This is a genomic window from Kitasatospora sp. NPDC033851 (assembly GCF_055576085.1).
In genome coordinates, this window is sequence record NZ_JBVIRL010000021.1 from 45671 (window position 1) to 70368 (window position 24698).

At 73.9% G+C, this 24698-nt stretch carries 24 protein-coding genes and 2 pseudogenes; 17 read left to right on the forward strand and 9 right to left on the reverse strand.

The window, feature by feature from the left end; all coding sequences use genetic code 11:
• Positions 1 to 107: 107 nt before the first annotated feature.
• Positions 108 to 1139, forward strand: coding sequence for a hypothetical protein (locus ACZ51D_RS32045; protein ID WP_465664247.1), 1032 nt, complete (start codon positions 108 to 110; stop codon positions 1137 to 1139).
• 39 nt (positions 1140 to 1178) lie between these two features.
• On the opposite strand, the gene ACZ51D_RS32050 is transcribed toward ACZ51D_RS32045, so the two are convergent.
• On the reverse strand, positions 1179 to 1826 hold the full coding sequence (locus tag ACZ51D_RS32050; protein WP_360503245.1) for a response regulator transcription factor: 648 nt from the start codon (positions 1824 to 1826) through the stop codon (positions 1179 to 1181).
• A complete protein-coding gene (locus ACZ51D_RS32055) occupies positions 1811 to 3118 on the reverse strand; it encodes a sensor histidine kinase (RefSeq protein ID WP_465664248.1) in 1308 nt (435 codons plus the stop codon). The genes ACZ51D_RS32050 and ACZ51D_RS32055 overlap by 16 nt, the downstream gene beginning before the upstream one ends.
• Positions 3119 to 3367: 249 nt before the next feature.
• Between ACZ51D_RS32055 and ACZ51D_RS32060 the strand changes: the two are divergent.
• The 9 genes and pseudogenes from ACZ51D_RS32060 to ACZ51D_RS32100 form a co-directional block, all read left to right on the forward strand.
• Positions 3368 to 4978 (forward strand): annotated as a pseudogene (locus ACZ51D_RS32060) (AMP-binding protein); the annotation flags it as partial.
• Between the two features lie 72 nt (positions 4979 to 5050).
• A pseudogene (locus ACZ51D_RS32065) lies at positions 5051 to 5395 on the forward strand (acyl-CoA thioesterase); the annotation flags it as partial.
• The gene (locus ACZ51D_RS32070; RefSeq protein WP_465664249.1) at positions 5392 to 7818 is read left to right on the forward strand and encodes an oxidoreductase; all 2427 of its coding nucleotides are present in this window, start codon (positions 5392 to 5394) and stop codon (positions 7816 to 7818) included. The pseudogene ACZ51D_RS32065 and the gene ACZ51D_RS32070, both read left to right, overlap by 4 nt.
• 9 nt (positions 7819 to 7827) lie before the next feature.
• Positions 7828 to 8799: a carbon-nitrogen hydrolase family protein gene (locus ACZ51D_RS32075; RefSeq protein WP_360503240.1), complete on the forward strand. Its 972-nt coding sequence runs from the start codon at positions 7828 to 7830 to the stop codon at positions 8797 to 8799.
• Positions 8796 to 9950, forward strand: a complete 1155-nt coding sequence (locus tag ACZ51D_RS32080; RefSeq protein ID WP_465623360.1) for a cupin domain-containing protein — start codon at positions 8796 to 8798, stop codon at positions 9948 to 9950. Before ACZ51D_RS32075 ends, ACZ51D_RS32080 begins: the two co-directional genes overlap by 4 nt.
• Positions 9951 to 9967: 17 nt before the next feature.
• On the forward strand, positions 9968 to 10861 hold the full coding sequence (locus ACZ51D_RS32085) for a fumarylacetoacetate hydrolase family protein (RefSeq protein WP_465623358.1): 894 nt from the start codon (positions 9968 to 9970) through the stop codon (positions 10859 to 10861).
• A 16-nt stretch (positions 10862 to 10877) separates the two neighbouring features.
• Positions 10878 to 11636, forward strand: coding sequence for a maleate cis-trans isomerase family protein (locus ACZ51D_RS32090; protein ID WP_465664250.1), 759 nt, complete (start codon positions 10878 to 10880; stop codon positions 11634 to 11636).
• A gap of 73 nt (positions 11637 to 11709) precedes the next feature.
• Positions 11710 to 12597, forward strand: a complete 888-nt coding sequence (locus tag ACZ51D_RS32095; protein ID WP_465623355.1) for a PaaX family transcriptional regulator — start codon at positions 11710 to 11712, stop codon at positions 12595 to 12597.
• On the forward strand, positions 12594 to 14213 hold the full coding sequence (locus ACZ51D_RS32100) for an amidohydrolase (protein ID WP_465664251.1): 1620 nt from the start codon (positions 12594 to 12596) through the stop codon (positions 14211 to 14213). Before ACZ51D_RS32095 ends, ACZ51D_RS32100 begins: the two co-directional genes overlap by 4 nt.
• A 7-nt stretch (positions 14214 to 14220) precedes the next feature.
• Here the strand turns inward: ACZ51D_RS32100 and ACZ51D_RS32105 are convergent, their stop codons facing one another.
• The gene (locus ACZ51D_RS32105; RefSeq protein WP_465664252.1) at positions 14221 to 14742 is read right to left on the reverse strand and encodes a universal stress protein; all 522 of its coding nucleotides are present in this window, start codon (positions 14740 to 14742) and stop codon (positions 14221 to 14223) included.
• A gap of 105 nt (positions 14743 to 14847) precedes the next feature.
• A complete protein-coding gene (locus ACZ51D_RS32110; protein ID WP_465664253.1) occupies positions 14848 to 15456 on the reverse strand; it encodes a hypothetical protein in 609 nt (202 codons plus the stop codon).
• Between the two features lie 76 nt (positions 15457 to 15532).
• Here ACZ51D_RS32110 and ACZ51D_RS32115 point away from each other — a divergent pair, with 76 nt between their 5' ends.
• Positions 15533 to 15679, forward strand: a complete 147-nt coding sequence (locus tag ACZ51D_RS32115; RefSeq protein ID WP_465664254.1) for a hypothetical protein — start codon at positions 15533 to 15535, stop codon at positions 15677 to 15679.
• A gap of 10 nt (positions 15680 to 15689) precedes the next feature.
• On the opposite strand, the gene ACZ51D_RS32120 is transcribed toward ACZ51D_RS32115, so the two are convergent.
• Positions 15690 to 16430, reverse strand: coding sequence for an alpha/beta hydrolase (locus ACZ51D_RS32120; protein ID WP_465664255.1), 741 nt, complete (start codon positions 16428 to 16430; stop codon positions 15690 to 15692).
• 249 nt (positions 16431 to 16679) lie between these two features.
• Between ACZ51D_RS32120 and ACZ51D_RS32125 the strand changes: the two genes are divergently transcribed.
• The 3 genes from ACZ51D_RS32125 to ACZ51D_RS32135 all read left to right on the forward strand — a co-directional run bounded on the left by ACZ51D_RS32125 (position 16680) and on the right by ACZ51D_RS32135 (position 18793).
• Positions 16680 to 17321, forward strand: coding sequence for an alpha-ketoglutarate-dependent dioxygenase AlkB (locus ACZ51D_RS32125; protein ID WP_465664256.1), 642 nt, complete (start codon positions 16680 to 16682; stop codon positions 17319 to 17321).
• Positions 17322 to 17437: 116 nt separating this feature from the next.
• Positions 17438 to 18211: a VOC family protein gene (locus tag ACZ51D_RS32130; protein WP_465664257.1), complete on the forward strand. Its 774-nt coding sequence runs from the start codon at positions 17438 to 17440 to the stop codon at positions 18209 to 18211.
• A 54-nt stretch (positions 18212 to 18265) separates the two neighbouring features.
• On the forward strand, positions 18266 to 18793 hold the full coding sequence (locus tag ACZ51D_RS32135; protein WP_465664258.1) for an IclR family transcriptional regulator: 528 nt from the start codon (positions 18266 to 18268) through the stop codon (positions 18791 to 18793).
• 37 nt (positions 18794 to 18830) lie between these two features.
• Here the strand turns inward: ACZ51D_RS32135 and ACZ51D_RS32140 are convergent, their stop codons facing one another.
• Positions 18831 to 19370: an Lrp/AsnC family transcriptional regulator gene (locus ACZ51D_RS32140; protein ID WP_465664259.1), complete on the reverse strand. Its 540-nt coding sequence runs from the start codon at positions 19368 to 19370 to the stop codon at positions 18831 to 18833.
• Between the two features lie 45 nt (positions 19371 to 19415).
• Here ACZ51D_RS32140 and ACZ51D_RS32145 point away from each other — a divergent pair, with 45 nt between their 5' ends.
• The 3 genes from ACZ51D_RS32145 (at position 19416) to ACZ51D_RS32155 (ending at position 22351) form a co-directional block, all read left to right on the forward strand.
• Positions 19416 to 20324 carry an NAD-dependent epimerase/dehydratase family protein gene (locus tag ACZ51D_RS32145; protein WP_465664260.1) on the forward strand — a complete coding sequence of 303 codons (909 nt, stop codon included), beginning with the start codon at positions 19416 to 19418 and terminating at the stop codon, positions 20322 to 20324.
• Positions 20321 to 21211, forward strand: a complete 891-nt coding sequence (locus ACZ51D_RS32150; RefSeq protein WP_465664261.1) for an aldo/keto reductase — start codon at positions 20321 to 20323, stop codon at positions 21209 to 21211. Before ACZ51D_RS32145 ends, ACZ51D_RS32150 begins: the two co-directional genes overlap by 4 nt.
• 429 nt (positions 21212 to 21640) lie before the next feature.
• Positions 21641 to 22351, forward strand: coding sequence for an alpha/beta hydrolase family protein (locus tag ACZ51D_RS32155; RefSeq protein WP_465664262.1), 711 nt, complete (start codon positions 21641 to 21643; stop codon positions 22349 to 22351).
• Positions 22352 to 22398: 47 nt separating this feature from the next.
• Here the strand turns inward: ACZ51D_RS32155 and ACZ51D_RS32160 are convergent, their stop codons facing one another.
• The 3 genes from ACZ51D_RS32160 to ACZ51D_RS32170 form a co-directional block, all read right to left on the reverse strand.
• On the reverse strand, positions 22399 to 22944 hold the full coding sequence (locus ACZ51D_RS32160) for a universal stress protein (RefSeq protein ID WP_465664263.1): 546 nt from the start codon (positions 22942 to 22944) through the stop codon (positions 22399 to 22401).
• Positions 22945 to 23141: 197 nt separating this feature from the next.
• A complete protein-coding gene (locus ACZ51D_RS32165) occupies positions 23142 to 23813 on the reverse strand; it encodes a TetR/AcrR family transcriptional regulator (protein ID WP_465623336.1) in 672 nt (223 codons plus the stop codon).
• Positions 23814 to 24040: 227 nt separating this feature from the next.
• Positions 24041 to 24433, reverse strand: coding sequence for a ribonuclease (locus ACZ51D_RS32170; RefSeq protein ID WP_465623334.1), 393 nt, complete (start codon positions 24431 to 24433; stop codon positions 24041 to 24043).
• Positions 24434 to 24698 lie beyond the last annotated feature (265 nt).

The following is a 24698-nucleotide window of genomic DNA, read 5'->3' on the forward strand; positions in this document are numbered from 1 at the left end:
TGCGTCTCCATTCCGTTTCGGCGGGCGTACGAAGTACCGGCCGGTCCGGGATCGTGGAGGCAACGACTGGTCCGGCAAGGGGAGTTGCCATGGGGGACGGCCGCGGGATGGTACCCGATGTCGTGGAGGCGCTGCTGGTCGGCGGGCCGCACCAGGCAGTGGCGGACGTGGTGCGGGCGCGGCTGCGGATGGTGCCGGAGGGGGCGCGGGCACTGGCCTCGGCCGAGGCGAGCCCGAAGGACGTGGGGGCGCGGGCGCAGCTGACCGCCGCGGTCGCCCATCTGCTGGCCTCCGACGAGGCGTTCGCGCAGTACCTGACGACGACCGGGCTGGGGCGGCCCGCCGATCCGTCGACCGTCCAGCTGCGGACCGGGCCGAGCACCGTCCAGTTGCGGACCGGGCCGCCCACCGCGCCGCCGACGACGGGCCCGACGACCGTCCAGCTGCGGGTCGGCCCGGCGGACGCCCGGGCCCAGGCCCTCGCCGCGCGCCGTGGCAGCGCCGGGATCGTGGTGGCCCTGGCGCTGGTGCTGATCGCCGCCCTGGTCGCAATCGGCATCCACCTGGGCTCGCGCCCGCTGCTGAAGCCGGGCGGGCCCGGTCTGGCGCACGCCGCACAGCCGTTGCGCGACCCGGCGCTGGTGCAGGGCGTGCTGCCCGACGCGCGGGCGATGCCGAGCGGGTGGCAGGTGCAGAGCGGGCCGGAGTCGGGGTCGGGTACGAACGGCGAGGTGCCGTGTCTGCTGCCGGACTCCTGTGATCAGCAACTTGCCTACGCCACCGTGCGGTTCAGTGCGGCGGACATCCAGAGTGTGGAGTTCACCGCGGTCACCTTCGTCTCCCCCGAGGCCGCCGCCCGGGCCTTCGACACGACGCTCGACCGCACCGCCGGCGAGGATTCGGGGGCTATGGCCCTCCCCCGGATCGGCGACCAGAGCGCCGTCCGGACGCGCGGTTCGTCGGCGGCGGTGGCGCTGGTCCGGGTCGGCGGCGTGGTGCTCACGGTGCACGACAACGGGCCGGGTGCCGCCGTCACCGCACCCTGGCTCACGATGTTCGCCCGGCTGCTGGCCGATCGCGCCCGGCAGGCGCAGGACGGCCACACCCCGGACGCGGCCGCACAGACCGCAACCACCTGACGGTCAGGGCTTGTTTCACGGCTTGTTTCACGGCTCGTTTCACGGCTTGTTGAGGTACGCGAGGACCGCGAGGACCCGCCGGTTGCCGTTCTCGTCGTCGATGAGCCCGAGCTTGCCGAACATCGAGGTGGTGTACTTGCTGATCGCGCTGTCGCTGAGGAACAGCCGCTGCGCGATGGCCTGGTTGGACAGCCCTTCCGCCATCAGGCCGAGCACCTCCAGCTCGCGCTCGGTGAGCCGGTCGAGCCGCCGGTTCGAGGGGGCGGAGGAGACCAGCGCGGCGATGACGGCCGGGTCCATGGCCGTGCCGCCCTTGGCGACCCGCTCCAGGGCGTCGACGAACTGCTCGCCGTCGAACACGCTCTCCTTGAGGAAGTAGCCGATGCCGCCCGTGCCGTCGGCCAGCAGCTCGCGGGCGTACAGCTGCTCGACGTGCTGGGAGAGGATCAGCACCGGCAGTCCGGGTACCTCCCGGCGTGCGGCGAGGGCCGCCTGCAGGCCCTCGTCCGACTGGGTCGGCGGCATGCGCACGTCGACGACGGCGGCGTCCGGACGGTGGGTCAGCAGGGCGTCGAGGGTTTCGGGGCCGGTGGCGGCCGTGGCCACCACCTGGTGCCCGTAGGCCTCCAGGAGGTGGACCATTCCGTCCCGGAGCAGGTAGAGGTCCTCGGCTACGACGATTCGCATGGCACCATCATCGTCGCACGCGTCGGCCCGCCCTCGGGGCTGGTGATCTCCAGGGTGCCGTCGAACACCGCGAGTCGGCGGCGCAGGCCCGCGAGTCCGCCCTCGCGCGGCACGGCTCCGCCGCGGCCGTCGTCCTCGACATCGACGACGATGCCGGTCTCGTTGGGGGCGATGTCGATCCGCACGGCCGTCGCCCGGGCGTGTTTGGTGGCGTTGGCGAGCAGTTCGGCGATCCCGAAGTAGACGGCGGACTCGATCGGCGGTTCCCACCGGAACGGCCGGTCGGCGGTGCCGGACAAGGTGCCGGTCGCAGCGCCGACGGCGGCGCCGGCCACGGTGACGGCCACGTCGAGCGGGCTGTTGAGGGCGAGCGCGTGGACGGCGGCGACCAGGCCGCGCTCGGTCAGCACCGGCGGGTTGATCCCCCGGACCAGGTCGCGCAGTTCGGCCAGCGAGCTCGCGGCGCCGGCCCGCGCCGCCCGCATCAGGGCCCTGGCCCGCTCCGGGTTCGTCTCCATCAGCTTCTCGGCGGTGGCGAGGGAGAGCCCGAGCGCGACCAGGCCCGCCTGCGCCCCGTCGTGCAGGTCCCGTTCGATCCGGCGGATCTCGGCAGCCTGGGCGACCGTCGCGTCCGCCCGCTGGGCGGTCAGCTCGTCTACCCGCTCGGCCAGCAGCATCGCGGCGGACGGGCCGAGGAAGCGGACCGCCACCGGCTCGACCAGCCGCCAGGCGTACGGGGCGGAGGCGACGGCCGCGACCGCGGCGAGCGCCCCGACCAGGCGGGCCAGGGGCTCCGGCCGGGCCGACCCGAGGACCGCCGCGGCCACCCCGGCCGACGGGACGGCCGCGGCCAGGCCGGCGGTGAACGGCGCGATGCCGGTGAAGCGCAGGTCGCGCCAGGTGGCCGGGTCGCCCCACCAGGTACGCCACGCCTGGTCAAGCACGGCGTCCCGGCGGCTGCGCTCGTAGGAGTGCCCGTTCCACCAGTAGCCGGTGGACATCCGGGTGACCGGCCCGGGCTCCCGGTAGCCGGCGGGGACGGCCGTGCCGGTCCACCGCTCGACCAGGAAGCGGACGGCCCGGCAGACCGGAGGGGCGAGGGCGAGCGTGCCGGTGCCCACCAGCACCACCGGCAGCAGCCACGACCACGGGTTCGCCGGCCCCCACCGGATCCCCAGCGCCACGGCGGCGGCCCACACCGCCGGGATCAGCAGGGTGACGACCGCCACCGCGCACGCCCGGGCGAACCCCACACCGACGCGTGCACCCCATGAAGCCAGCTGTCTCAGCATCCCCGCTCCTCGACCTCCGTTCGAATGCTCCCACTCTGCACCGACCGGAGCCCCGGATGTGCTGGTCAGCGCAGGAGTACGCCCAGGCCCACCCCTCCGTACGTCCAGCCCCTCACCTCCGCACGTTCAGGCCCCGCACCGCCACCATCGGCAGGGCCCGTCGCCCGAATGCATGTATCGCTCTCTTGACTGGCGTCACCAACGCGCCATACTGGCCTCACTCCCGCTCGCACGATGAGGTGCCCGCCCATGGAGCTCTCTCCCTCAGCGCACGTGGACACATACTGTCGAGACCACCTCCCGCCCTTCGAGCAGTGGCCCGAACTCCTCTTCGAACTCCCGGAGTTGGCCTACCCGGATCGCCTGAACTGCGCCTCCGCCCTGCTCGACGACACCATCGACCGCCTCGGACCCGACCGCCGTTGCCTGCTCACCCCCACCGAGCAGTGGTCCTACGGCGAACTGCGCGACCACGCCGACCGGATCGCCCGCCTGCTGACCGAGGACCTCGGCCTCGCCACCGGCAACCGGGTGCTGCTGCGCGGCCCCAACACCCCATGGCTGGCCGCCTGTTGGCTCGGCGTACTGAAGGCCGGCGGGGTGGTCGTGACCACCATGCCGCTGCTGCGCGCCACCGAACTGACCGAACTGACCGGCATCGCGAAACCCGTCCTCGCCCTGTGCGACCACCGCTTCCTGGCCGAGCTGCGGCAAGCGCGGACCCCCGGCCTGCGGATCGTCGCCTACGGCGGCAGCGGACCCGAGGACCTCACCGCCCGCTGCGCCGCCAAGCCGCCCGGCTTCGCCGCCGTCCCGACCGCCGCCGACGACGTCGCCCTGATCGCCTTCACCTCCGGCACCACCGGCCGGCCCAAGGCCACCCTGCACTTCCACCGCGACGTGCTCGCCAACGCCGACACCTTCTCCCGCCACCTGCTCCACCCCACCCCCGACGACCTCTTCGCCGGCACCCCGCCGCTCGGCTTCACCTTCGGCCTCGGCGGCCTGCTGGTCTTCCCGCTGCGAGCCGGCGCCGCCGGCCTGCTGCTGGAGCAGGCCACACCCGAACAGTTGGCCGAGCAGGTCCGGCAGCACCGGGTCAGCGTGCTGTTCACCGCGCCGACCGCCTACCGGGCGATCCTGGCCGCCGGGCTGGCCGACCGGCTGGCCGGGGTGCGGCGCTGCGTCTCGGCGGGCGAGCCGTTGCCCGCCGCCGTCTGGCGGGCCTTCCACGCGGCCACCGGGCAGCGGCTGATCGACGGGATCGGCGCCACCGAACTGCTGCACGTGTTCATCTCGGCCGCCGACGAGTCCATCCGCCCCGGCTCCACCGGTCGGCCCGTCCCCGGCTACCGCGCCGCGATACTGGACGAACAGGGCCGTCCGGTGCCGGACGGCGAACCCGGGCTGCTCGCCGTCAAGGGCCCGACCGGCTGCCGCTACCTGGACGACGAGCGCCAGCTGAGCTACGTCCGGGACGGCTGGAACCTCACCGGCGACACCTACGTCCGTGACCGGGACGGCTACTTCTGGTACCAGGCGCGCAACGACGACATGATCGTCTCAGCCGGTTACAACATCGCCGGGCCCGAGGTCGAGCAGGCGCTCGCCGCCCACCCCGACGTGGCCGACTGCGCGGTGGTCGGCACGCCCGACGAGCGGCGCGGCAGCGTGGTCACGGCGTACGTGGTGCTGCGCACGGGCGTCCCGGCCGGGCCGGACACGGTGCGTGCCCTCCAGGAGCACGTCAAGCGCACCATCGCGCCGTACAAGTACCCGCGGGTGGTGGAGTTCGTCACCGGGCTGCCGCGCACCGCGACCGGCAAGCTGCACCGCGCCGAACTGCGGCGGCGGGCCTCGCTCGCCCCGGCCAGCGTCGCGATCGAGCGCCGGGTCGAGTGGTCCGACACCGACGCGGCCGGGCACTACCACTTCTCCGCCGTGCAGCGCTGGGCCGAGGCGGCGGAGGCGGCCCTGCTGCGCCGGCTCGGGCTGGCGGAGCTGTTCGGGCGGATCCCCCGGGTGCACTTCGAGGCCGACTACCGCGAGCGGCTCTGGTTCGGGGACGTGGTCCGCACCGAGCTGCGGGTGGTCCGGGTCGGCGGCTCCTCGCTGCACTACGCCTTCGAGGTGCACGGCCCGCAGGGCCTGGCCGCGAGCGGGAGGATGTCGGTGGTGCACGCCGCGCCGCACAGCAAGGGCGCCGAACCGTGGCCCGACCGGGTGCGCCGGGCGCTGACCGAGGCGGGGCCGCAGCAGCCGGAGGTGGTCGCATGAGCGGCACCGGCCCCAGCCCCGGCCCCGACACCAGCCCCGGCCCCGGCCCCGGCCCCGACACAGGTACCGGCACCCGGGCGCGCCGGATCGCGGTGATCGGCGCCGGCCCCGGCGGGCTCTACTTCGCCGCCCTGGCCAAGCAGCTGGCGCCGGACCGGGAGATCACCGTCTTCGAACGGGACGGCCGGGAGGACGAGTTCGGCTTCGGCGTGGTCTTCTCCGACGAGACCCTGGACGGCATCGCCCAGGCCGACCCGCAGGTCTTCGCCGCGATCAGCGCCGAGTTCGCCCGCTGGAGCGACATCGACATCCGCTACGCGGGCCGGGTCCGCACCAGCGGCGGCCACGGCTTCGCCGCCCTGGACCGCAACCGGCTGCGCGCCATCCTGCAACAGCGCTGCGCCGAGCTGGCGGTGGACGTGCGCTACCGCACGCCCGCCCCGCCCGTCGAGCGGCTCGCCGCCGAGTACGACCTGGTGGTGGCCGCCGACGGCATCCACTCCGGCACCCGGGCGGCCTACCCGGACGCCTTCCGCCCCGAGTCGGACGAGCGGCGCTGCCGCTACATCTGGCTCGCCACCGACAAGGTCTTCGAGGCGTTCACCTTCATCGTCGAGCAGTACGACTTCGGCGTACTGCAGGTGCACGCCTACCCGTACAGCGCGACCCGCTCCACCTTCATCGTCGAGATCGCCGAGGACGCCTGGCGCCGCGCCGGCTTCGAGGCCTTCGCCGCCCGGGAGTTCGCGCGTGGCGAGAGCGACACGGAGAGCGTGCGGCGCTGCGCGGAGCTGCTCGCCGGCCACCTGGACGGCCACCGGCTGATCCCCAACGCCTCCCGCTGGATCCGCTTCACCACGGTGCGGAACGCGAGTTGGCACCACCGCAACGTGGTGCTGCTCGGCGACGCCGCGCACTCCGCGCACTTCTCGATCGGCTCGGGCACCAAGCTGGCGTTGGAGGACGCCCTCGCCCTGGCCGCCGCGCTGAGCGAAAACCCTTCCCCCGAAGAGGCGTTGGCGGCCTACGAGGCCGAGCGTCGCCCCGTGGTGGAGTCCACCCAGCGCGCCGCGCAGGCCAGCCTGGAGTGGTTCGAGACCGTCGGGCGGCGCACCGGACAGGGCATCGACCAGTTCGCCTTCAACCTGCTCACCCGAAGCCGCCGGGTCACCTACGGCAACCTCCGGGCCCGCGACGCCGCCTTCGTGGACGCCGTGGACACCGCCTTCGGCGGCTCGCCCGGGGTGCCGCCGATGTTCCGGCCGCTGAAGCTGGGCGCCTTGGAGCTGCGCAACCGCGTCGTGGTGCCGCCGCTCGCGACCTTCACCTCCCCCGACGCCCTGCCCAGCGTCTTCGACCGGGCCCAGCTGACCGGGCACGCGCTCGGCGGCGCGGGGCTGGTCCTCGCCGGGATGACCGCGGTCAGCCCCGAGGGCCGGACCACCGACCGCTGCCCGGGCCTGTGGACCGACCGCCAGGAGGCCGCCTGGCGCGAACTCCTCCGCGCCGTACGGGCGGTGAGCGACACCCCGCTCGGCATCCAGCTGACCCACGCCGGACGCCGGGGCGCCACCACCGTCCCCGGGCCGGACGGCATCGGGCGCCCGCTCGTCGAAGGTCGGCCGCTGACGGCCGCCTCGCCGATCCCGTGGGACGCCGACAGCCCGGTGCCGCACGAGGCCAACGACATCCAACTGGCGGCCATCACAGCCGACTTCGCGGCCGCCGCCGAGCGCGCCGCGCGGGCCGGGTTCGACGTGCTGGAGCTGCAGTTCGGCCACGGGCACCTCGTCTCCTCCTTCCTCTCCCCGCTCACCAACCACCGCACCGACCGCTACGGCGGCCCGCTCGCCCACCGGCTGCGGCTGCCGCTGGAGGTGCTCACGGCGGTGCGCGCCGCCTGGCCGGCCGGGCAACCGCTGCTGGTGCGGATCTCGGCGAGCGACTGGGCGCCCGGCGGCACCACCGAGGCCGAGGCCGTGGCGATCTGCCGCGCGCTGGCCGAGGCCGGGGCGGACGCGGTGGACGTCTCCACCGGCGAGGTCGTGGCGCACCAGCGGCCGCCGTACGGGCGCGGCTACCAGACGCCCTTCGCCGAGCTGGTCCGCGCCGCCACCGGCCTGCCGACCGTCGCGGTCGGCGCGATCTCCGGGCCCGACGACGCCAACTCCGTCCTGCTGGCCGGGCGGGCCGACCTGGTCGCGGTCGGCCGGGCCCAGCTGTACGACCCGCTCTGGACGCTGCACGCCGCCGCCGAGCAGGGCTACACCGGGCCGGGCGCCCGCTGGCCCGAGCCCTGGCGGGCGGGCAGCCGCAAACCGCCCGGCCCGGGCGCCGACCGGGTCGCCCCACGGCTGCACCTGCTGCGCGAGCCGCCCGCCCCCGTCCACCGCCGGTGGCTGCCGGCCCCGCCCGAGGAGTGACGAGGACCCATGCCCCATCTGCCCCGCTTCACCGCCGCCGCCGTCCAGGCCGCCCCCGTCTACCTGGACCCGGCCGCCACCGTCGACAAGGCCGTCGCGCTGATCCAGGAGGCGGCCGGCCACGGCGCCGAGCTGGTGGTCTTCCCCGAGGTCTTCGTGCCCGGCTACCCGTACTGGAACTGGACGATGAACCCGGTGCAGGGCTCGCCCTGGTACGAGCGCCTGTACCGCGCCGCCGTGGACGTCCCCGGCCCGTACGTCGACACCCTGCGCGCCGCCGCCCGGCAGGCCGGCGTGGTGCTGGTGATCGGCGTCAACGAGCGCGGCCGGCACAGCCTCGGGGCGCTCTACAACACCCTGCTGATCATCGACTCGGACGGCGAACTGCTCAGCGTCCACCGCAAGCTGGTGCCGACCTGGGCCGAGAAGCTGACCTGGACCCAGGGCGACGGCAGCACCCTGAAGGTCCATCCCACCACCGTCGGCCCGCTCGGCGCGCTCGCCTGCGGCGAGAACACCAACACCCTCGCCCGCTTCGCCCTGCTGGCCCAGGGTGAACTCGTCCACGCCGCCTGCTACATCGCCCTGCCGGTCGGCCCCGAGGACTACGACATGGCGGAGGCGATCGCGGTGCGCGCCGCCGCGCACTGCTTCGAGGGCAAGCTGTTCACGGTGGTCTCCTGCTCCACCGTCTCGCCCGAGATCGTCGACCTGATCGCCGGCGACGACCAGCAGGTCCGCAAGCAGCTCGCCCGCCCGCGCAGCGCGCTGTCCGGGATCTTCGGCCCGGACGGGCGTGCCGTCACCGAGCCGCTGGTGGACGAGGAGGGCATCGTCTACGCCGAGATCGACCTCGGCCGCTGCATCCAACCCAAGCAGATGCACGACATCGTCGGCCACTACAACCGCTTCGACGTCTTCCGGCTGCACGTGAACGACCGCCCGCTGCGGCCCCTGGTGTTCCCCGAGGAGGAGTCATGACCAGCCACGACGACGACCGGAACGACGGCCGCGACAACAGCTACGACGACGACCGGATCGGCCGCGCGAGGGTCACCGACAGCCCGGAACTTCTCGCCTACTACGAGGAGTTGGCCAAGCACGAGGCCGGCGCGCTGTGGACCGTGGCGAACGAGATCGAGCCCTGGTACCCGCAGCCGAAGTCCGTCCCGGTGCTCTGGCGCTACGCGGACCTGCGCCCACTGGTGCGCAAGGCGCTGCCCCTGGTGAAGGGCGACGACGCCGGCCGCCGGGTGGTGATGCTGGTGAACCCCGGACGCCGCGAACTGAGCGCCGCCGTCGGCCTGTTGTACACCGGCCTGCAGATCATGGGCCCCGGCGAGGCGATGACCGCGCACCGCCACCAGGCCTCCGCGCTGCGCTTCGTCCACGAGGGCACCGGTGCCTGGACCATCGTGGACGGCCAGAAGCTCAAGGTCGGCCCGCGCGACTTCGCGATCACCCCCAACAACACCTGGCACGAGCACGGCAACGAGGCCGACGACGCCCCGGTGATCTGGCAGGACGGTCTGGACATCCCGCTGGTCAACACCCTCGACGCCAACTTCTACGAGGTCCACCCCGAGCTGTACCAGCGCCCCGGCCCGGTGGTGAACTCCTCACTGCTCAGCCACGGCGGCAACCTGCTGCCGTACGGCGCCGAGAAGTGGACCCGGCCCTACTCGCCGCTGCTCGGCTGGCCCTGGGAGCCCAGCTACCACGCGCTGTGCCAACTCGCCCGCGCCAGCGAGGGATCGCCGTACGACGGCGTCATCATGGAGTACACCAACCCGGTCACCGGCGGCTCGGTGATGCCGACCATGGCCGCCCACCTGCAGCTGCTGCGTCCCGGCCAGGCCACCCGCGCCCACCGGCACACCGGCTCGGTGGTCTACACGGCGGCCAAGGGGCGCGGCGTCTCGGTGATCGCCGGACAGCGCTTCGAATGGCAGCAGGGGGACATCTTCGTCGTCCCGTCCTGGGCCTGGCACGAGCACGCGAACCTCGATCAAGGCGAGGACGCCTGCCTGTTCTCCTTCAACGACTTCCCGGTGACGCACTCGCTCGGCCTGCACCGCGAGGAGGCCTACCCGGACCACGACGGGCACCAGCCCACCACCCCCGCCACCTGACCAGGAGACCCACCACCATGCACCTGCTGACCTACTGCGCGGACGGCGACGACACCCCGCGCCTCGGCGCACTGCTCGCCGGGGACAAGGTCGCCGACCTCACCGCCCTCGCCACCGCCGCCGGGGCCGAACTGCCGGGCGACCTCCTCGGGTTGATCCGCGCCGGGGCGCCGGCGCTGGCCACCGCGCGCGAGCTGATCGCCGGGGCGCCGGACACCCGGCCGCTCGCCGAGGTGTCGCTGCGCGCGCCGCTGCGCCCCGGCAAGATCGTCGGCGTGGGCCTCAACTACGTGGAACACGTCGCCGAGTCGCACCGCACCCTGGACACCGACCGCGAACTGCCCGACCGCCCGGTGCTGTTCAGCAAGCCGTCGACCGCCGTCACCGGCCCGGGCCAGCCGATCCGGCACAACGCGAGCCTCACCAAGCAGCTCGACTGGGAGTGCGAACTCGCGGTGGTGATCGGCGAACCCGCCTTCCAGGTCGCCGAACGGGACGCCCTGCGGCACGTGTTCGGCTACAGCATCGTCAACGACATCAGCGCCCGCGACCAGCGCCGCTCCGGGCAGTGGTTCTTCTCCAAGGGCCAGGACAGCTACGCGCCCTTCGGCCCGGCCGTGGTGACCGCCGACGAGATCCCCGACCCGCAGCGGCTCGACCTCTCGCTGAAGGTCAACGGCGAACCGCGGCAGGACTCCAACACCCGCCACATGCTGTTCGGCATCGCCCGGCTGATCGCCGACATCTCCTCCGGCGTCACCCTGGAACCGGGCGACGTGATCGCCACCGGCTCCCCCTCGGGCGTCGGCGCCGGCATGGTGCCGCCGCAGTTCCTGCAGCCCGGCGACCTGGTCGAGGCCACCATCGAACGGATCGGCACGCTCGCCAACCCCGTGATCGACGCCCGCTGAGAGGAGCGCCCCGCTGATGCCGACGTACCGGATCGGCCAGATCGTCCCGAGCTCCAACGTCACCATGGAAACCGAGGTCCCCGCCCTGCTGCGGGCCCGCGAGGCGGTCGCCCCCGAGCGGTTCACCTTCCACTCCAGCCGGATGCGGATGACCAGGGTCACCCCCGAGCAACTGCGCGCCATGGACGGCGAGTCCGACCGCTGCGCCGCCGAGCTCTCGGACGCCCGGGTGGACGTGATCGGCTACGCCTGCCTGGTCGCCGTGATGGCCACCGGCCCCGGCTACCACCGCGAGGCCGAGCAGCGGCTGCACCGGCGCACGGTGGAGAACGGCGCGCCCGCGCCCGTGGTCACCAGCGCCGGGGCCCTCGTCGCCGGGCTGCGGACGCTCGGCGCCAAGAAGGTCGCGATGGTCACCCCGTACCTGCGGCCGCTGGCCCGGACGGTGGTCGACTACCTCGCCGAGGAGAGCATCGAGGTGCTCGACCACGCCGCCCTGGAGATCGCCGACAACCTGGACGTGGCCGCCCACGACCCGGCCCGGCTGCCCGCGATCGCCCGCGGTCTCGCGTACGCCGAGGCGGACGCCGTGGTGCTCTCGGCATGCGTGCAGATGCCCTCGTTGTCCGCCGTCGAGGAGGCCGAGCAGCAGTTGGGCAAGCCGGTGGTCTCGGCCGCGATCTGCACCGCCCACCAGCTGCTCCGGGCCCTCGGCCTGCCCGCCTTCGCACCCGGCGCCGGGCACCTGCTGTCCGGTGCCTACGCAGAGGTCTGAACCTTCCGGACCAACGCTATGATCACCACCGGTCACCGGGCCGCCGCAGATCGCCGGGGAGGAGCGCCCACGCATGTCGGAGAGCACACCCCGGCCGAGTTCCCTGATCCACACCGTCTACGGCGAGTTCGTCCGCCGCCTCGGCGGCTGGATATCCATCGCCGACCTGATCGCGCTGATGGCCGAGCTGGACGTCGACGGTCCGGCGGTCCGCTCGGCGATGTCCCGGCTGAAGAAGGCCGGCACCCTTCTCCAGGAACGCCGCGCGGGCACCGGCTACCGGCTCGCCCCCGCGATGGAGCCGGTGTTCGAGGAAGGCGACCGCCGGATCTTCCACAGCCTGGGGCCCGCCGAACTCGCCGACGGCTGGGTGGTGGCGGTCTTCTCGGTGCCCGAGTCCGAGCGCGCCCACCGCCACCAGCTGCGCTCCCGGCTGAGCTGGCTCGGCTTCGGCAACGCCGCCCCCGGCGTCTGGCTGGCCCCCGCCCGACTGCTGCCGGACGCCCGCCGCCTGCTGGAGCGCCTCGGACTGAGCGCCTACGTCCACCTCTTCCTCTCCGCCGAGTACGCCGGCTTCGCCGATCTCCGGACGGCGGTGGCGAGTTGGTGGGACCTCCCGGCGATCGAGGCGCAGTACGCGGCCTTCACCGACGCGTGGCGCCCGGTGGCCGAGGACCTGCGCGGGCCGGGCGAGCACCAGGGGCCGGGCGGGCAGCCGGGGGAACTGCCACCGCCCCGGATCGACCCGGCCGAGGCGTTCCGCGCCTACGTCCCGATGCTCACCCAGTGGCGCCGACTGCCCTACCTGGACCCGGGGTTGCCCGCGCAGCTGCTGCCCGCCGACTGGAACGCCGTCCCGGCCCGCGCGGTCTTCACCGAGTTGCACGGGCTGCTCGCCGAGCCCGGCCTGCGGTACGTCGAGAAGGTCACCGGTCTGTCCCCCTCCCAGGAGCCGTCATGACCCCCCAGCCCCCCGCCGACCTGCTGATCCGTGCCGCGGCCGTGCACACGCTCGTCCCCGGCGAGCCGCCGCGGCGCGCGATCGCCGTCACCGGCGGACGGATCACCGCCCTCTCCCCCGCACCCGGCGGACTGGACGCCCTGATCGGACCGGCCACCGAGGTCGTTGACGCCCCGGCCTCGACCGTGCTGCCCGCGTTCGACGACACCCACACCCACCTGATCATGGCCGCCCAGAGCGTCCACGGCGTGCCCGTCCACCGCGCCCGCAACCTCCCCGAATTCCTCGACCTGATCCGCGAGCGCGCCGCCCGCACCCCCGCCGGGGAGTGGATCCACACCACGGTCAACTGGCAGGAGGTGCTGCTGACCGAGCAGCGGATGCCCACCACCGAGGAGTTGGACGCCGCCACCGCCGACCATCCGGTGCTGGTGCGCCGCGGCGCGTACAACATGGTGCTCAACTCGGCCGCGCTGCGGCTGGCCGGGATCACCGAGGCCACCGAGGCCCCGCCCGGCGGCGTGATCGAGCGCGACGAGCGGGGGCGGCTCACCGGCCGACTGATCAACCGGGCGGTCGAGCCGGTCGAGCGGGTGCTGCCGCGCCCCACCCTCACCGAGCGGATCGACGGCCTGCGCGCCGCCTCCGCGAACTACGCGGCCACCGGGATCGGCACCGTCCGCGACTGCCTCGTCCCGGTCGAGGACCTCGACGTGCTGGACGCGGCCCGGGCCGAGGGCGCCCTCGCCGTCCGGGTGCGGGCGTTGGTCTCCGGCTTCACCGCCCGGACGCCCGAACAGGTGGACGCCCTGCTGGACCGGATGGACGCCTGGCGCGCGGATGGCCGCGACGACGAGCAACTACAGCTGTGGGGCGTCAAGTTCGGCATCGACGGCGGCTTCGAGGCGGGCGCACTGGAGGAGCCGTACCAGGGGCAGCCGTGCTACCACGGCCGACTGCTCTGGGAGCCGGCCGAGCTGCTCGCGGCGGTGGACCGGGTGGTCGAGCGCGGTTGGCGGGTCGGCGTGCACGCCTGGGGCGACCGCGGCCTGCGCGTGCTGCTGGACGTCTTCGAGCGGGTGCTCAAGCGCCGCCCGGGCCTGCCGCCCGGCACCCTGGTGGTCGAGCACGGCGGCCTGGCCCGCCCCGACCAACGCGCCCGGGCGATCGCGCTCGGCATCCCGGTGACCGTCCAGCACCCGCTGCTGCACGACGGCGCGCTCACCCAGCAGCGGGCCTGGGGCGAGGAGCGCACGGCCGCGCTCTTCCCGCTGCGCGAATGGCTGGACGAGGGCGCGCTTCTCACCGGCGGCTCGGACTTCCCGGTCGGCCCGTACGGCGCGATGGTCTCGGTGTGGGGCATGACGACCCGGGGCACGACGGCCGGGGTGGTCGGCCCGGAGCACGCGATCAGCCGGGCCGAGGCGGTCGCGCTGCACACCGTGAACGCCGCCCGGCTGACCGGGGAGAGCGCCGTACGCGGCAGCCTGCGGCCGGGGGCGTTCGCCGACCTCACGGTGTGGCCGCAGGACCCGCTGGACTGCCCGGCGGACGCGCTGCGCGACCTGCTCCCCGCGCTCACGGTGGTCAACGGCCGCACAGTGCACACGTCCTGACTGTTCGTCAGGCCGTGACCAGCTCCCGCAGGTCGATACCGCGGTGCAGCGCACGCAGGTCCTCGTGCAGCGTGGACGGCGGGACGACGAGCACGCCGCAGCGCGCCTGGTCGAGGCAGCGGCGGGTGACCGAGCGCCGCGTCAGCCGGCGCAGCCCGGCGCGCAGACCGCCCTGCTCGCCGGTGCTGACCACCAGCAGGTCGCCCGGGCGGTCGGCCAGCTCGGTCAGCACGGCCCCGGCCTCGCCGCGCACGACCAGCGGTCGCACCGGCACCCCGATCCGGAGGCCGCCGAAGGCCTGCTCCAGCGCGCTCTCCATGCGGGCGTCGGCGAGGTCCTGCCAGGCCCGGAGCAGCGGCGGGCACGGCCGCGCACGGTAGTTGCGCTCGCCGCCCACCGGCGCCCAGGCGAGCACCGGGACCAGGACGGCCTGCCGGGCCCGGGCCTCCTCCGCCGCCCGGTGCAGGGCGGTGAGGCTGTGCAGTGAGCCGCTGACTCCGACGATGACGCGAGCGCCGTCCGACGACATGATCCTTCACTTTCCGATGTCGAGCTTCTTGAATGTCTGCGATTATGCTGCCACATCTGCGCCAAGACCTGCAAATCGAAGGCATTCAGTGAATATCGCCTTGCATCACTCGACAACACCGAGGTTCTGGCCGTCCGTCGGCCGGACCTCCTGGAGCAGCCCCCAGGTGAAGTCGGCCGTCCACGGACACACCCGCGCGTCGCCGCCCGGAGCCTCGAAGTCCAGCTGGAAGCGGGTCGGCGCGCTTCCCTCGCGCGGCACGGCGGGCGGGAACGCCGCACCCACGTCCTCCACCACGCAGCTCCACGGCACCAGGTCGGCGACCGTGCGCAACGCCGGCACCGGGGCGCCGGCCGCCCGCACCAGCCACTCGTTCAGCACCGGCGAGCCGATCTCCGCCGGCCCGAGCAGGACCTCGAACCGCAGCTCCGGCCAGAGCGGCAGCGCCCACTGCCGCGCGGTGCACGCCAGGTCCCCGATCCGGCGCGGCACGCTCGCCTCCGCCGGGCCGAGCACGGCGCTGTGGCGGGCGGCCCCGCGCGGGAACCGGGGCGCCCGGACCATCGCCTGCCAGCGCTTGTTCGCCTCCCGCATCGAGGCCCGGGTGGCACCCAGCCGCCGCACCGCGTCCTCGACCAGGTCAGGCTGGTAGTCGGCCATCCGGCGCAGCAGCACCAACTGGAACTCGGTCACCCCGAAGCCGTTGATCGCCATACCCGCAGGCTAGGGCCTCTCCTCAGGCTCCCGCCGCCGGCCTGACCGGCGCGCCCTGACCGCAGCGGTACCGCCGATGGCCGGTACCGCTGCGGTCGGGGCCGGTACCGCTGCGGTCGGGGCGGTTGTGCGTCGGCCGGCCACCGTCATCGAGGAGGGCCTGGTCCCGTCCTCGATGCGCGGTATCCCGGCCGACACGGCCTACCGCCTGGCGTCGGCCTGACGGCCCGGCCTCACTTCAGGTGACGGGTGAAGAACCGGGCCGCGGCGTCCCCCGCGAACTGCGGGACGCCCGTGTGCCCGCCCATATTGGCGTGCAGGGACTTCTCCTCGGAGCCGAAGGCGTCGAACAGGTCCAGGGCCGCCTGCCGGTCGTTGCCCTCGTCGTCCCACTGCAGCAGGACGTGCAGCGGAATGGTGACCCGGCGGGCCTCCTCGAACATGGCGCGGGGCACGAGACTTCCGGCGAAGAGACCGGCGGCCACGATGCGCGGCTCGACGACCGCAAGGCGAACGCCGATGGATATCACTCCCCCCGAGTACCCGACGGGGCCGCCGATCTCGGGCAGCGACAGGAGGGCGTCCAACGCGGCCTGCCATTCCGGGACCGCCTTCTCGACGAGCGGGAGGACGAGGGCGTCGATGATCTCGTCGCCGACCGGCTCGCCGGCCTCCATGGTCCGGCGCAGGTCGGCGCGGGCCTGCTCGACGGCGGCCCAACGGGGCCGGTCGCCGCTCCCGGGGAGCTCGATGGTGGCTGCGGCGAAGCCGTCCGCCACGGCCTGCCGGGCCCGCCCCGCCAGGCGGGGGTACATCCTGCGCAGTCCGAGCGGGGGATGGCCGAGCAGGATCAGCGGCACCGGTACGGACGCGGACGCGGACACAGGGGTCCACAGAATGCCGGGGATCTCGCCGAGGGTGAATTCGCGCTCGAGGACGCCGTCGTCGAGGCGCTGTTCGGAAGTGAAGTGCACGGTCGTGCCTTTCGGGAGTGCTCGTGAACGGCGCTCCCGGACGACCTATCGCCCGACCGTGACCCCGGAGGAGAGCACCCATGTCGTTACTGCGTTCACGGGTACCACCTCCTCGTTCTCTCGCACGGCCTCCGGAAACGTATCAGTGGTCACGTGGTCCGCCAACAGGTTTTCGCGCAGGCCCCGGGAAGCGGACGATGCGGGCGTCAGTTTCGAGCAGATGTTCGAATGAAGGCGTACGCTGGCCCCATGCACGACACCCTCCCCCGCCAGCCCTCGCTGTTCGACGACGCGGAACACGACGGCATCCGCCTCGGCCCGCTCGACGGCCTGCGGCGGCAGGTGCTCGGCGACGGCGCCTGGCTGGACGTGCTGCCCGGGTGGCTGCACGGCGCGGACGAGCTGTTCGAACACCTCGCCGAGACCGTGCCCTGGCGGGCCGAGCGCCGCGAGATGTACGAGCGGACGGTCGACGTCCCCCGCCTGCTGGCCTCCTACCCGGCGGACGCCGAGCCCCCGCACCCGGTGCTCGGGCAGGCCCGCACCGCGCTGAGCCGGCACTACGCGGACGAGCTGGGCGAGCCGTTCCGCACCCTCGGGCTCTGCTACTACCGGGACGGCCGGGACAGCGTGGCCTGGCACGGCGACCGGATCGGGCGCGGCGCCCGCGAGGACACCATGGTGGCGATCCTGTCCGTCGGCGAGCCCCGCACCCTGGCCCTGCGACCGCGGTACGGCGGCGGGACGGTCGTCCGGCGCCCGCTCGGCCACGGGGACCTGGTGGTGATGGGCGGCTCCTGCCAGCGCACCTGGGAACACGCCATCCCCAAGACCGCCCGCCCGGTGGGCCCGCGGATCAGCATCCAGTTCCGGCCGCACGGCGTCGCCTGAGCCCCCGGCTGCCGAACGCCCCGAGCCTGCGGATCAGCCCCGGGCCTGCCCCCGGTTGCCGCACACCCGCCCGGCGCGGAGGCTGGCGAGTGGGGTCGGCGGCACCAGGAGGCGGCATGCCGAAGGCGGGCAGGTACCGCGAGGGCGTCCCGTGCTGGGTCGTCCTGACGGCGCCGGACTCCTCACACGCTCAGCACTTCTACGGCGCGCTGTTCGACTGGGAGTTCGTCCCGACCGGCCCCGCCGAGGCGGTCGCCACCCGGTACGGCGCCCAGGTCGCGGCCATCGGACAGCCCGCGGCCCTCGGAGGACAGCCCGCGGACAGCCCGGAGCCCGCCGCGTGGACCACCCACCTCGCCTGCGCCGACCTCCGCCACACCGCGGCGCTGATCCGCGCCGCGGACGGCCGGATCACCCGCGAGCCGTACGAGGTGCCCGAGCAGGGCCGGGCCGCGCTCGCCGTCGACCCGCTCGGCGCCTCCTTCGGCCTCTGGCAAGCGGGCACCATCGACGGCGCCGGCCTGGTGGACGAGCCCGGCGCCCTCGCCTGGAACGAGCACCTCTCCCCCGACCCCGACACCGCGCGCGCCTTCTACCGACGCGTCTTCGGCTACACCTACGACCGGCCGAAGGCCGGCCACGCCCTCGCCCGGGCCGCCGGCCTGCCCGCCTGCAGCATCGGCCCGTCCGCCACGGGCGCGAGCTGGCTGGCCCATTTCGGGACCACCGACACCGACCGCGCGACCGACCGGCTGCGCGCCCTGGGCGGCACCGTCCTCACCGGGCCCGAGCCGACGCCGTACGGCCGCGCCGCACTGGTCCGGGACGACGCCGGCGCGGTGTTCGTCCTGGTCACCGTCCCGTCCGTCGAGTCCGCGGCGGCCGCCTGACCCGGCCCCGCGCCCGCCGGTCCTTCCCCCCTGCCCGTCAGTCCTTCCCCGCCCATGGGCTTGAAGGCCGAGAGCACCATCCAGAAGATCGGGAAGGCCGTGACGACGGCCAGCGCGATCGCGGCGGTGTTCGCCGCGAGCCGCCACCGGCTCCGGGAGTTCGAAGGGAGTCCCGGATGCCGTTCCCAATGCCGTTCCCAATGCCGTTCCCGATGCCGTTCCGAGGGCCGTTCACAGCTCGTTCCCCGTCCGCTGCCCGAGGAGGCCGTCGCCGAGGTGGTCGCGGCCGGCCCGCGCCCGGTGACCGCCTGGACCATCTCGGACGAGACCCGGCTGCGCGCCGACCTCGCCCGGATCCGCGCCCGCGGCTACTCCATCGACGACCGGGAGAACGAGCCGGAGGTGCGGTGCGTCGCCGCGCCGATCTTCGACCACACCGGCGAGGTGACGGCGGCGCTGTCCGTCTCCGGGCTCACCTCGCGGATGACGGCCGCCCGGGTGCGCTCCCTCGGGCCGGTCGCGGCGCAGGTCGGGCTGCGGATCTCGCGCGAGTTGGGCTCCGACCGGCAGCCGTCGTCCTGAACCTCCCGGGACGGACCCCCGGAACAGGACATCCGGGTCATTCCGAGGGCAGCAGCACCCGTTGCTCGACGGGCGAGGAGAGGATCACCGAGGTCGTCGTCCGGCCGAGCACCGCGATCGCCTCGATCAGCTCCTCCAGGTGGGTGGTGTCCCGCGCGGCGACCTTGAACACCCAGCAGTCCTCGCCGATCACGTGGTGCACCTCCAGCACCTCCGGCCGGTGCAGCAGTTCCTGGCTGCGCAGGTACTTCACCGTCATCCGGGCGTGCGGCGAGACCCGGACGAAGGCCCGGATGCCGTACCCCAGCCGCTGGGGCGCGACCTGCGCCGCGTAGCCGGTGACCGTGCCGCTCGCCTCCAGCCGCCGCACCCGCTCGCCGACCGCGGCCGGGCTGAGGTTCACCCGCCGGCCCAGCTCGCTGAGCGTGATCCGGCCCTCGGACTGGAGCAGCTCCAGCAGCCGCAGGTCGACCGCGTCCAGGCCGCCGCCGACACCGCTCCGGGAGCCCGCCGACGAATCGTCGGCCGAACCGCCGGACTGCCGTTGGTCTTTCGGTCGCAGCGCCTGAACTCCCATGATCACCCCTTCATCGAACCGCGCCGCACCATAACACTTGTGGGTATGGAAAACGTGCTCGTCATCGGGGGAAACCGGTACTTCGGACGGCAGTTGGTCACCCGGCTGCGCGACTCCGGAGTCCGGGTCAGCGTGCTCAACCGGGGCTCGACGCCGCCACCGCCCGGCGTCACCCGGCTCGTCGCCGACCGCGCGGACGAGACGGCGCTGACCGCCGCCCTCGCCGGGCGGGACTTCGACGCCGTGATCGACCAGGTCTGCTACACCCCGCGACAGGCCGAACTCGCCGTCCGTGCCTTCGCCGGGCGGACCGGCCGCTATCTGATGACCTCCACGATCGAGGTCTACGACACCGGCGAGCCGCGCCCGGCGGGCCGCCCCCTGGCCGAGTCCGCCGTCGACCCGGCCGGGTGGCCGGTTCGGCTCGAACTTCCCTGGACGGCACCGGAGTTCATCGACGCATCGTACGGCGAGGGCAAGCGCGAGGCGGAGGCGGTGTTCACCCGCGACGCGCCGTTCCCGTTCGTCTCCGTCCGGCTCGGGCACGTCCTCGGCGCCGCCGACTTCACCGGGCGGCTGGCCCAATACGCCGAGCGGATCGACGCGGGCCTGCCCGTCCTGGTGCACCCGGAGAACCAGCCCTCCTCCTACACCCACGAAGCCGAAGCAGCCGCCTTCCTGGCGTGGGCGGCGGGCGAGCCGTTCACCGGCCCGGTCAACCTCGCCTCGCACGGCGAACTGACCGCCACGGACCTCTGCGACCTTCTCGCCGCCGGCCGCCCGTACCGCACGGCCGCGCCCGAACCCGGACAGCAGGCCTCGCCGTTCTCCTTCGACCGCTACTACGGCATGGACAACTCCCGGGCCCAGCAGCTCGGCCACCCCCTCTCACACACCCGCGACTGGCTGCCCGGCCTGATCGCCGCCACCCGCGGACAGGAGCTCCCCGTATGACCGCCGTCACCACCACCCGCCTCCTCGGCACCGTCCGGACCAGCGCCATCGGCCTCGGGGCGATGCCGCTCTCCGTCGAGGGCCGCCCCGACGAGGCCCGCGCCATCGCCACCGTGCACGCCGCACTGGACGCGGGCATCACGCTGATCGACACCGCCGACTCCTACCACTGGCACGCCGACGAGTACGGCCACAACGAGGAGCTGATCGCCCGGGCCCTCGCCGCCTACGGCTCGGACGCCGACCGGGTCCTGGTCGCCACCAAGGGCGGCCGCGGCCGCCCCGGCGACGGCTCCTGGACCGTCAACGGCGACCCGGCCCACCTCAAGCGCGCCTGCGAGGGCTCACTGCGCCGCCTCGGCGTCGAGGCGATCGGCCTCTACCAGCAGCACCACCCGGACCGGACCGTCCCGTACGCCGACTCGCTCGGCGCGATCCGGGAGCTCTACGAGGAGGGCAAGATCCGCGCGGCCGGCATCTCCAACGTGGACGTGGCGCAGGTCCGCCTCGCCCGGGAGGTCCTCGGCGACGCCCTGGTCTCGGTGCAGAACGAGTACTCCCCCGCCGTCCGCACGCACCAGCCAGTACTCGACCTGTGCGCCGAACTGGGCCTGGCCTTCCTCCCCTGGAGCCCCCTCGGCGGCATCGGCCGCTCCGCCGAACTCGGCGGAGCCGGCGAGGAGTTCGTCGCCATCGCGGCCGAACGTGAAGTCAGCCCGCAGCGCGTCGCGCTCGCCTGGCTGCTGGCCGCCTCCCCGGTGACCATCCCGATCCCGGGCGCCAGCCGCCCCGAAACCATCCGCGACTCCGCCGCCGCAGGGGACTTGGTGCTCAGCGGAGAGGAACTGGCCCGCCTCGCGAACGCGAACGGGGCCCGGCACCTGTGAAAGGCACCGGACCCCGTCCGACAGTTGAGCGCCAGGCCCGGGTTGCACGGACTCTTCCTACTGAAAGTAGGACGTGCTCTGGTAGCACCACTGACGCCTGACGAGGGATTCGTTTCCCTCGCGACAGGAAGAATATTAGCAGCTCAACACCCATGCGCCGAACCACGGACAATCCCCGGCAGCCGCCGACCAAGCGCCGACAACCGCCGACAACCGCCCCCGAAAACGCGAACGGGGCCCGGCGCCTGTGAAAGGCACCGGACCCCGTCCGACGGTAGAGCGCCAGGCCCGGATCGCACGGACTCTTCCTACTGAAAGTAGGACGTGCTCTGGTAGCACCGCTGACGCCTGGCGAGGAATCATCTCCCTCGCGACGAGAAGTACAGTACCAGTTCAGTGATCAGTCACCGAACCGGAGGCGAACCCCGCATGACGAGCACTCCATCCGAGGTCGTTCCGTACGCGGACGGGCGGCTTTTGGACGTCCACCGGCCGACCGCCGGTGCCACCGGGCCGACTCCCGTCGTCCTGCTCTGGCACGGCAGCGGGCCGAACGAGCGGGACGTCCTCCGGCCGCTGGCCCGGGAGGCCGCCGCGCTCGGACTGCTGGTGCTCGTCCCGGACTTCGACACCGAGCAGGCGGACGGCGGCGCCGCCGAGCTGCTCGCCTCCCTCGCCCAGGCCCGCCGCATCGCCACCGACTTCGGCGGGGACCCGACCCGCTTCGTGCTGGCCGGCTGGTCCCTGGGCGGCCGGGAGGCGATCGCCGTGGCCACCCACCCGGACACCCCCGCCGAGCTCCGGCCCACCGCCGCCGTCGGCATCGCCTCGCGCTACGCCGACCCGGCCGTCACCACCGGCGACGCCCCGCTCGACCAGCTGACCGCGAGCCCCTCCCCCGTCCCGCTCTGGCTGGTGCACGGCACGGCGGACGACATCGTGGACGTCGAGCACACCCGCAAGCTGAGCGCCGCCGTACCGACCGCCGCACTGCTCGAACTCCCCACCGACCACGCGGGCGTGGTGATGACCGCGTACAGCCCCGAGGCCCGGCGCTGCCTCCCCGCGACAGCCGCCGACACCGTGGAGGCCGGCCGCCGCACCGCCGCCGTCCTCGCCGACGCGGCCGGGCTGTCGTAGCGACGGGGCGGCGGCCGGTGCCCGGATCGCGGACTGTGAGCGAACGGTCAGTTCCGCGCGAGCGGCGCCCGCAGTCCGTGCCCGCGCTCCAGTGCCTCCAGGTCGCGCTGCAGCGGCGGGCGCGGGACCGTGAGCACCGGGCAGGTCGCGTGCCGGACGCAGTAGGCGGTGACGGACGGGTGCACCAGCCGGGCGAGCCGGCCGCGTTCGCGCCCTGCGCCGAGGACGAGCAGGTCACCGGGGCGGTCGGCGCACCGCACCGGGGTGTGGCCGGTGTCGCCGCGGACGGTCTGGCACTGCAGTCGGACGCCCACGAACCGGCCGGCGAAGGCCTCGTCGAGGGCCTGCCGCAGCCGGGCCACCGCGTCGTCGCGGCCCGCGGTGATCACCGGCGGGCAGGGGGAGCGGCGGTAGCCGAGTTCGTCGCCGGGCGGGGTCCAGCAGAGGACCGCGAGCACGTCGACGTCCGTCCGGCGGGCCTCGGCGACGGCATGGTGGAGGGCGGCGAGGCTGCCGAGCGAGCCGCTGACGCCGACCACGATCCGGCCCTCGTCCACCCCAGTGTCCGTGCCACTGTCCGCGCCGTCCGCCATGCCCCGCCCCTGCCCCTCCCGGCCCATCCGCCGTGCCACCGAACCGACGGACCGGCCGGACCCGGTGGGCCGCCGAACCGCGCTCCGTCGCATCCCAGCAAAGCGCTTCGCGACCGCGTGGCCGCCGCCCGTTGACGGAGCTCTGACGCGACGCCCGGCGTTCCGTACGCGTCCCTGATGCAGCCGGAGCCGTGCTCTCAGGCTTCCGGGGACTCCGCTTCCCAGAGGTCCGCGAACATCCGGTCCAGGTGTTCCTCGCCGATCGGCGGAACCGGCAGCGGGTGGGTGGCCCGGGCGCGGAAGCCGTCCAGGAGGAGGGCGAGGTAGCGGCGCCAGAGGTCGGGGCGCAGCTCGGTGGCGGCGGGCAGGGCGCGGCAGAGCGGGCCGAGCAGGAACAGCAGGTCCATGGTGACCACGTCGCGCCGCATGGCGCCCTGCTCCTGGGCGCGGGTGATGAGGGCGCCGACGGTGGCGGCGTGCTGCCGGCTGATCTCGATCATGCCGGGGATGGTCGGGATGGCCTGGGTGACCAGGTCGTTGATGCCCCGGTCGGCGGCGACGAGTTCGAAGATCCGCTCGAAGTACCGTTCGAGGCCGGTCCAGGCGTCCTCGGCGGCGAGTGCTTCCTCCCCGGCGGTGGCCAGGGCGGCGCCGGCGTCCGCGAACACCTCGCCGATCAGCGCCTCACGGGTCGGGAAGTGCCGGTAGAGGGTGGCGTTGCCGACGCCGGCCTCCTTGGCGATCTGGTCCAGCGGCACGTCCAGGCCCTGGCGGGAGAACAGGTCGCGGGCGGCGGCGAGCAGCAGGTCGCGGTTGCGCTGCGCGTCTCGCCGGAGCCGTCCCGGGGGGTTCGCGCTGCTCGGTGCCATGCGTCCGACCCTAGCAAGCGCGCGGGCGGGTGACGGCGTGCCACTCAACTGCCGTGCCGCACCAGCCCACCGTCCCGCGGCGCCCCCGACCGACCCTGCCGCCCAACCGGGCAACCGGGCAACCAGGCACGGGCAACCGGGCAACCGGGCAACCGGGCAACCGCTCCGGCGGTACGACGGTGGCCCCGGCGGGGACGTGCGCCGGGGCCGTCGTCGTGCCGGGAGGGTCAGCAGGTCTGGTCGACGAGGGAGAACGTGGCGTAGTGGTCGCCGGTGTAGTAGTCCTCCTGGTAGTCCTGGCCGGTCACGATCCGGCGGGCACCACGGGTCGGGGAGCCCGGGGTGACGACGGTGTACTCGTGGTAGTACCCGTAGGACTCGCTGGGCAGGACGCCCTCTCTGTTCTGGAAGACCACGCCGTCCTGGGAGTAGGGGAACGGCCCGTCGGAGGCGATCAGGTCGAGGGTGTCGGTGGCCTCCGGCGGGAGGGTGGAGAGGCACACCGAACCGCTCACGGCGGCGTGCGCCTCGGTGGCGACGGCGACCGGCGCGAGGGTCATCAGGGCAACGGCGGTGATGGCGGCAGCGCGGGACTTCCACGCGCGTAGAGTGCGAGTCATGCCCCCAGTGTGGCGAGACACCGTCAACTCCGGAACCCCTCCATCCAAGTATTAACCGGCGAGTAACTCTCCTTTACCTAAGGCGACTTGACCCGTACCCCGACGTCCGACGGCATCCCCCGGGCACCGTCCACGAACCGCCCGGACGACACAAGGGTCGACAGTCATCGAACTAGCGTCGAGGCCGCCCCGCCCCGCCCCGAGGGCTCTCGCCGCCCCCGGACCGCGCCGCATAGAGTGACGGATCACGGCGGACCGGAACGAT